This window comes from Azospirillum sp. (assembly GCF_035627195.1).
Taxonomy (GTDB): domain Bacteria; phylum Pseudomonadota; class Alphaproteobacteria; order Azospirillales; family Azospirillaceae; genus Azospirillum.
This window is the reverse complement of sequence record NZ_DASPMG010000079.1, coordinates 19,931-28,084: the sequence shown is the minus strand read 5'-3', so window position 1 is coordinate 28,084 and position 8,154 is coordinate 19,931. Positions and strand designations below refer to the sequence as shown.

Here is an 8,154-nt window from a genome sequence, read left to right as displayed (position 1 = left end):
CGCCCACGCAGCCACCCACCCAGCCACCCACGCAGCCGCCACCCCCGCCGCCGGCCCCGCGCGTCGACACCTTCAGCCTGTCCGGCACCATCGGCGTCGGCGAGACGACGAAGATCACGGTGGCCGGGCAGGAGTTCTCCTACACCGCCACCCGCGCCGACATCTGGGGATACGACGCGGAAGGGCGCCGGCAGAACGTCGCCTCGGCCCTGCAAAGCCAGGTGGCGGACGCGCTGGGCGCGCAGGGCTACGCCGTGGGGGCGGCCAAGGACGGCGCCTTCTCGGTGACCTACCCGATGGGTTCGGCACCGCCGCCGCCCAAGCCGCCCGAGCCGCCGAAGCCGGTGGTCGACACCGTCGTGCTGGGCGGCAACATCAGCCACGGCCAGAAGGTCACCATAACGGTCGCCGGGCGGGAGTTTAGCTACACCGCCACCAAGGACGACGTGCAGGGCCTGAAGCCGGAGGAGCGCCGGCAGAACGTCGCCACCGCCCTGCAGAAGCAGGTGGCCGAGGCGCTGGGCGAGCAGGGCTTCGCGGTGGGCGAGGCGAAGGACGGCGCCTTCACGGTGACGCACCCGCTGCCGCCCGGCGCCCGATCGGCAGCGTCCGCCGACTCCGCGTCCTGGCCCGGCCGGGCCGGCGAGCACGGCAACCGGGGCGGGCAGGGCAACCACTACGGCTGGGACGACCGCGACAGGGACGGGCGCGGCTGGGGTTGGGGCTGGGGGCACGGCGGACGCATCCGCGACGGCGAGGTCGCCACCACACACACCACCACCGGCGCCGGCCAGCCGTCGGTGGACACCATCGCCATCGCCGGCGACGTGCGCTGGGGCGAAACCTACACGATCAGCGCGGGCGGGCAGGAGTTCCGCTACACCGTCACCAAGGACGACCTGCGCGGCGCCGACGCCGAGGAGCGGCGGCAGAACGTCGCCTCCGCGCTCCAGGGCATGGTCGCCGAGGCGCTGGGTTCGTCCGGCTACACCGTGGGTGCCGCCAAGGACGGCAGCTTCTCGGTGACCGCGCCCAAGCCGGCCGACCCGCCCCCGCCGCCACCCCCACCCCCTCCGCCCCCTCCGCCGGTGACGCCGCCCACCACGCCCGGCACCGGCCAGACCGGCGGCCAGACCGGCGGCAAGGCCGACATCATGGCGGTGTTCTCGTCGGGCACGGTGGTGTCGCTGACCATCGACCGCGCGAAGCTGGAGGCGCTGGGGTCGGCCGCCGCCGGGGACTCCAGCATCGAGAAGTTCGTCGACCTGTCGATCTCCGCCACCAACCTGGCGGGGACGGTGGTGGAGCGCTCGGCCGCCAACACCTTCGGCGAATCCCGGCTGGCGGAGGGGGAGAACGCCTTCGCCTTCGACAGCGGCACGGTGCGCCTGACCGTCGACCCACGGATCATCCAGCAGGCGGCCTCGGCCAGCGCCGAGGGCACGCTGTTCACCATCAAGGTGGCCGACGCCGACGCCGGCCAGGGCCGCGTCGTGCCGCTCAGCGAGCGCGCCACCAACACGCTGGAACTGCCGGTGCTGAACGTGTCGACCGGCGGCGACGGGCTGCGGCTGGACTATGCGCAGAACGACTGGGCCGACCGCCGCGACGTCGACAAGGCGATGGCGCAGCTGGGCTTCGCCGAGCAGAACCTGGAGGCGGCGAACCAGACGATCGACGCCAACATGACGATCGTCCGCACGCGCGAGAGCTTCACCAACGGTTTCAGCTCCATCCTGGCCGAGGGCGCCATCCGCCTGACCAAGGCCGACCGCGCCCAGCAGGGGCCGCAGTCGCTGTTCAGCGAAACCCGCGAGCAGATCGGCGAAACGCGGCAGAGCCTTGCCGCCAACGCGCAGCAGGCCATCCTGGGCATCTTCCCCGAGGCGTCGCGCTGGCTGTTCTGAGCGTTTGAAAACCGGTGAAAGAACCCCCCGGAGGTGCGGTGGGATGGGTGCGAGGGGATGCGCACCCCCGGGGGAAACCCGTCCGACGGGGCGGACGGGGACGGAAGCCGACGCGGCATCGACGGCGCCCGTCACCCCGAAAACCGGCGCGCACGCGCGCCGTTTCCCTGTTCCGAAGGCCCTGTTCCGAAGGCAGTGCCCGGCCGGCATTGTTCCTAAGGTGCTGGCCTTAGGATCAGGGGCAGGATCAGTGGCCCCGGATCAATGGCCGTGACCGACCTTGGCGCCTTCCTTCAGCACGTAGCGGCGCGAGCAGTACGGGCATTCCACCCGCCCGTCCTTGCCGAGCGTCAGGTAGACGAGCGGATGGCCCAGCGCCCCGCCGCCGCCGTCGCAACCGACCGTTCCGGTCACGACCTCAATCGTTTCGATGGGCTGCATGGCAGTCATCCTCCGTTTTGACACACACTCCCGGACGATGCACGATTAGGATAGGCACCGGGAAGCGCCGCGATGATACCCATTGCGCGGCGCCGATCAACGGGCTTGAGACACGAGCCAGCTTGAAACACACGCCAGCTTGAAACACGCACCAGTTTAAACACACCCAGGTGAGACCCGACGCCATGGTTGCGCACGCCGCCGCCGTCACTCCCGTCACTCTTCCGGCGTCCGCCGTCGAGGTCCGGGGTCTGAACAAGGTCTACAAGGGCTCCGGACGGAGCGGGCCGAAGCACGCGCTGAAGGGGATCGACCTCGTCATCCCGCGCGGGTCGCTGTTCGGGCTGCTGGGTCCCAACGGGGCGGGCAAGTCGACCCTCATCAACATCCTCGCCGGGCTGGTCAACAAGACCGACGGCCACGTCAGCATCTGGGGCACCGACATCGACGCCCATCCGCGCCAGGCGCGGGCGTCGATCGGCGTGGTGCCGCAGGAACTGAACATGGACCCGTTCTTCACGCCGCGCGAGATGCTGGAGCTGCAGGCCGGCCTGTACGGCGTGCCCAGGGGCCAGCGCCGCACGGACGAACTGCTGGAGGCGGTGGGGCTGGCCGACAAGGCCAACGCCTATGCCCGCACCCTGTCGGGCGGCATGAAGCGGCGCCTGATGGTGGCCAAGGCCATGGTGCACACGCCCCCCGTGCTGGTGCTGGACGAGCCGACGGCCGGCGTGGACATCGAGCTGCGCCGCCTGCTGTGGGAGCACGTGCGCAAGCTGAACCGCGCCGGCACCACGGTGCTGCTGACCACGCACTACCTCCAGGAGGCGGAGGAGCTGTGCGACACCATCGCCATCATCAACCACGGCACGGTGGTGGCGTGCGAGCCCAAGCGCGCGCTGCTGGGCCGCGTCGACAACAAGGCGCTGAGCCTGACCGTCGACCGCGACCTGACGGCGGTGCCGGACGCGCTGGCCGCCTTCACCGCCGAACTGGCGGAGCCGCGGCAGCTGGTGGTGCGCTATCAGCCCAGCCGGCAGAAGGTGGACGGCATCCTGGCGGCGGTGGCCGCCGCCGGCCTGTCCATCGTCGACCTGTCCACCGAGGAGTCGGACCTGGAGGACATCTTCCTCCAGCTCACCGCCGGCGCCCACACGGAGGAGCTGGCACGTGGCGCTGCTTGAGCGGGGGGCGCTGCGTGGCTGGGGGCGCCGGCTGGCCCGGCTGGGCGCCGGGCTGGGGCTGGCGCTGACGCTGAGCGCCTGCGCCGCGGTCTACCAGCCCATGGGGCCGGTGGTGGCGGAACCGCGCCTGACCGGGGCCGCCCTGGTGGCCGGCGACGGGTTCGAGCTGCCGCTGCGCATCTGGCAGCCGGCGGACGGGACGGCCAAGGCGGCGATCGTCGCGCTGCACGGCTTCAACGACTATTCCAACGCCTTCGACGGCGCCGGCAAGTATCTGGCGGAGAACGGCATCGCCGTCTACGCCTACGACCAGCGCGGCTTCGGCAAGACGAAGGAGCGCGGCATCTGGCCGGGCACCGACACGTTGGTCTCCGACCTGAAGGCGGCGGTGCAGGTGGTGCGCGCCGCCCACCCCGGCGCGCCCGTCTACCTGATGGGCGAGAGCATGGGCGGGGCCGTGGTGCTGGCCACGCTGACCGACCGCGACGCGCCCAAGGTGGAGGGCGCCGTCCTGGTGGCCCCGGCCGTGTGGGGGCGGGAGACCATGGGGTTCTTCCCGCGCACGGCGCTGTGGCTGGCCTACAACCTCGTGCCCGGCATGACCATGACGGCACCGCGGGAGCTGAAGATCCAGCCGTCCGACAACATCGAGATGCTGCGCGCGCTGGGCCGCGACCCCCTGGTCATCAAGGGCACGCGGGTGGACGCCATCAACGGCCTGACCGACCTGATGGACCGCGCGCTGGCGTCGTGCGGCAAGCTGCAGGTGCCGTCCATGGTGCTGTACGGCGCCAACGAGCAGGTGCTGCCGCCGCGCCCGGTGATGCGCGCCATCAAGACCTTCGAGGACAGCGGCCGGCACGTGGTGGCCGTCTACCCGAAGGGCTACCACATGCTGCTGCGCGACCTGGAGGGCAAGACGGTCCTGGCCGACATCGCGTCGTGGATCCACCACCCCGGCACCCCGCTCGCCAGCGGCGCCGACCGGGGCCCAAGGGCGCTGGTCGCGGCGAAGTAAACAATCCACACATCGTCATGCCCGGGCTTGTCCCGGGCACCCACGCACTCCGACCGATCCAAGGTGCGTGGGTGGCCGGGACTGGGCCCGGCCATGACGGTGATGGAATGCCCAGGGCCGCCCGTCACGCCTCTTCCGCGCGCTCGAACAGGTAGTCGATGTCGCCGCCGTCCAGGGCGCCGGTCAGGCTGCCGGTGCCTTCGATGGTGGCGGCGCTGAGGCTGCCCTTGCGGCGCTGGAGGTCGAGGATGCGCTCCTCCACCGTGCCGGCGGCGATCAGCTTGTAGACGAACACCGGCTTGTCCTGGCCGATGCGGTAGGCGCGGTCGGTCGCCTGGTCCTCCGCCGCCGGGTTCCACCAGGGGTCGTAGTGGATCACCGTGTCGGCCGCCGTCAGGTTCAGGCCGCGCCCGCCGGCCTTCAGGCTGATCAGGAACACCGGCACCTCGCCCGCCTGGAAGCGGCGCACCGGCTCGGCCCGGTCCAGCGTGCGGCCGGTCAGCTCCACGTACGCGATGCCGGCCGCCTCCAGCTCCACCTTGATGAGGTCGAGCATGGTGGTGAACTGCGAGAACACCAGAACCCGCCGCCCCTCCGGCACCATCTCGCGCAGCATGGCGATCAGGCTTTCCAGCTTGGCGCTTTTGGCACCCCGGCCGGCGCCGGCCGTCTTCATCAGGCGCGGGTCGCAGCACACCTGCCGCAGCTTCAGCAGCGCGTCGATGACGGTGATGGCGTTGCGCGACAGGCCGCTGGCGGCGATGGCCGCGCGCACCTTCTCGTGCACCGAAAGCCGGATGGTCTCGTACAGGTCGCGCTGGCCGGGGTCGAGGTCGATGCGGCGCACCACCTCGGTCTTCGGCGGCAGCTCCTTCGCCACGTCGGCCTTGGTCCGGCGCAACAGGAAGGGGCGGATGCGGCGCATCAGCAGGTTGGCGCGGGTGGCGTCGCCGCGCTTCTCGATGGGCGTGCGGAAACGCTTCTGGAACGTCTTGCGGTCGCCCAGCAGGCCGGGCATCAGGAAGGCGAACTGGCTCCACAGCTCGCCCAAATTGTTCTCCACCGGCGTGCCGGACAGGCACAGGCGGTGGCGGGCCTGCAGCTGGCACACGGCGCGGGTCGCCTTGCCGTCGGGGTTCTTGATCGCCTGCGCCTCGTCCAGCACCAGCAGGTGCCAGGGCATGGGCTTCATCAGCTCCACGTCGCGGGCGATGACGCCATAGGTGGTGACGACGATGTGCGCCCGCTCCACCTCGCCGCGCTTCTCGTGCCGGTCCAGCCCGTGCAGCACCAGGACGCGCAGGTGCGGCACGAAGCGCCGCGCCTCGTCCACCCAGTTGGGCACGAGGCTGGTCGGCACCACCACCAGCGCCGGGTCGGTCAGCCGGCCGGCCGCGTGCTCCACGGCGATGTGGGCCAGCGTCTGGGCGGTCTTGCCCAGGCCCATGTCGTCGGCCAGGATGCCGGCGACGCTGCCGGCGCGCAGCCCCTGAAGCCACGACACGCCGGTGTGCTGGTAATCGCGCAGCTCCGCCGTGAAGCCGGGCGGGATGGCGACCTCGGGCAGGGCCGCGTCCTCGCGCAGGCGGGTGAGGAAGGCGTCGATCTGCGCCGTCTCGCCCAGGCGCCGGGCGATCAGGTCGTCGATGTCCAGCAGCGTGTCGGCCTCGCCGATCGGCACCTCGATGCGGTCGTCGACGCGCCGGGCACCGTCCAGCATGGCCTCCAGCACGCTCAGCAGCCGTTCCACCCGGTCGGCGGGCAGGGCCAGCACGCTGCCGTCGTCCAGCACGATGTGGGCGCGCCCGTCGATGACGCGCGCCGCCGCCATGCCGCCGCGATCCACCAGCTTGGCCAGGATGGGCAGCAGCGGCCGGCGCTCCCCGTCGATCTCGACGCCGACGTCCAGGTCGAACCAGCCGTCCCCGGCGTCGCGCACGGCGACCTCCACGGCACTCCCCGGCTCGACGACGCGGGTGCCGAAGTCGGAGCCGACTTCGACCGTCCAGCCGTCGGCGCGCCACGCCGGGACGTGGGTGGACAGCACGTCCTGCCAGCGCTCGGCGGCGTCGCGGCCGGTGAACCAGTGCACGCGCGTGGCGCGCGCCTCCAGAACGCCCTTCGGCGGCTCGACCCGGCCCTGGCCGAAGCCCAGCTGGGCGAGACGATGCATGGCCGCCTGCTCGGCCGCCTTGTCGCGGCGCACGAAGGTGACGGTGCCGTCCGCGTCCTCCGTGCGGGCGAACTGGCGCTGGTCGTCCGGCTCGATCTCCGCCGGGACGCCGGGCTCGCCGTAGTCGAAGGCGAGGCGCAGCACGTCCACCAGCCCGTCGGACGGCGTCACCACGCGGCCCAGCCGCACCACGATCACCGGCGTGCGCTCGGTGATCGCCGCCGTGTCGGAGGCGCGCGGCTGCATCAGCGACTGGTTGGGCACCCGGCCGGCGGGCAGGGTGGGCGGCAATGCCCGCACCGGCTCGCGCCGGGCAGGGGTGGGGGCCGCCGCAACGACGGGCTTGCGCGCCTCGACGATCTGCATCTCGGTCGGGCAGATCTGCCCCGCACCCGGATCGACGCACCACCAGCCGGAACCGCGGATCAGCGCGCCGCCCTCCGGCATGCCGGTGGGGCGCAGCTTGCGCGTCGCCGGATCGCGGAAGGCGCGCAGCGTGCGGCGCGGCCCTTCGGTGAGCGCCGCGCCGGTGTGCCAGCGCAGCCGGCCGGTCGCCAGCAGCTTGTGCAGGATGCGGTCCACCGCCTCCGCCCGACCCTTCGGCACGGGGGAGCGGACGACCCCGCCGGCCCCCAGCAGCCGGGCGACCGCGCGGTCCGCCTCGCCGGCCGCGTCGCGCGCCGCGCGGGCGATCACCTCGCGCGGCGTCGCCGGTTCCGGATCGCCGCCGGTGGCGGGGATCAGGCACGCGGAGACGTACAGCGCCACGTCGTCGCGCCCGGGTTCGAGGGTCCAGTGGGCGAGCAGGGCGGGGTCGGGTTTGGGCGGGGGCGCTGACGGCAAAGGCCGCTTTTGCAGCGCGAATAGCCCCTCTCCCCTCGCGGGAGAGGGGTTGGGGTGAGGGGGCAGCGAAAGGGCCTTCTCCGGCCTGCCGGCCGCGATCCCCCTCTCCCCCTTCCCCTCTCCCGCCGAAGGAGCGGGGGGCTTGTCGCCCTCCATCAGGTCCAGCAGCGAGGTGCGCCGCCATTCCGGCCTTGTGTCCAGCGCCAGCATGGCCGCCGCCGCCATGTGGGCGCAGGCCGGCCGGCCGCAGGTGCAGCGGCGGTCGAAGCTGATGCGCCGGCCGCGCTGCACCGGCACCACCGTCACCGCCAGCTCGCGGCCCAGGTCGGTCACCATCGCCTCGATCCGAGTCGGGACTTGAGTCGCCTCGCCGCGCAGGCGCACGGCGCCGGTCAGCACCAGCGTGCGGCCGCGCTGCACCGTCTTCAGGTCGAAGACGCGGGCCAGATCCTCCTGCGCGAAGGGCACGCAGGCCGGTGCGGCGGCACCGAACAGATCCTCCGAAGGCATGGACATGGGGCGGGTATGACGCGCTGCGAAAAGGGGGGCGGACCATAGCAGGGTTTGGCGGGCCTGCGTCAACGTTCT

Annotated in this window: 4 protein-coding genes and 1 pseudogene; 3 read left to right on the top strand and 2 right to left on the bottom strand. The window is 72.3% G+C overall.

Annotation, left to right across the window (positions count from 1 at the left end):
• Positions 1-1,907, top strand: a pseudogene (locus VED21_RS06770) (hypothetical protein); the annotation flags it as partial.
• Between the two features lie 261 nt (positions 1,908-2,168).
• Here VED21_RS06770 and VED21_RS06765 read toward each other — a convergent pair.
• Complete coding sequence (locus tag VED21_RS06765) at positions 2,169-2,357, bottom strand: zinc-finger domain-containing protein (protein ID WP_414638158.1); 189 nt, start codon at positions 2,355-2,357, stop codon at positions 2,169-2,171.
• A 176-nt stretch (positions 2,358-2,533) separates the two neighbouring features.
• Here VED21_RS06765 and VED21_RS06760 point away from each other — a divergent pair, with 176 nt between their 5' ends.
• Both VED21_RS06760 and VED21_RS06755 read left to right on the top strand, forming a co-directional pair.
• On the top strand, positions 2,534-3,532 hold the full coding sequence (locus VED21_RS06760; protein ID WP_324881561.1) for an ABC transporter ATP-binding protein: 999 nt from the start codon (positions 2,534-2,536) through the stop codon (positions 3,530-3,532).
• Positions 3,519-4,550: a lysophospholipase gene (locus VED21_RS06755; protein ID WP_324881560.1), complete on the top strand. Its 1,032-nt coding sequence runs from the start codon at positions 3,519-3,521 to the stop codon at positions 4,548-4,550. The genes VED21_RS06760 and VED21_RS06755 overlap by 14 nt, the downstream gene beginning before the upstream one ends.
• Positions 4,551-4,674: 124 nt before the next feature.
• Here VED21_RS06755 and VED21_RS06750 read toward each other — a convergent pair whose 3' ends face one another.
• Positions 4,675-8,082 (bottom strand): DEAD/DEAH box helicase, encoded by a 3,408-nt coding sequence (locus VED21_RS06750; protein WP_324881559.1) that lies wholly within the window; start codon positions 8,080-8,082, stop codon positions 4,675-4,677.
• Between the last annotated feature and the right edge of the window lie 72 nt (positions 8,083-8,154).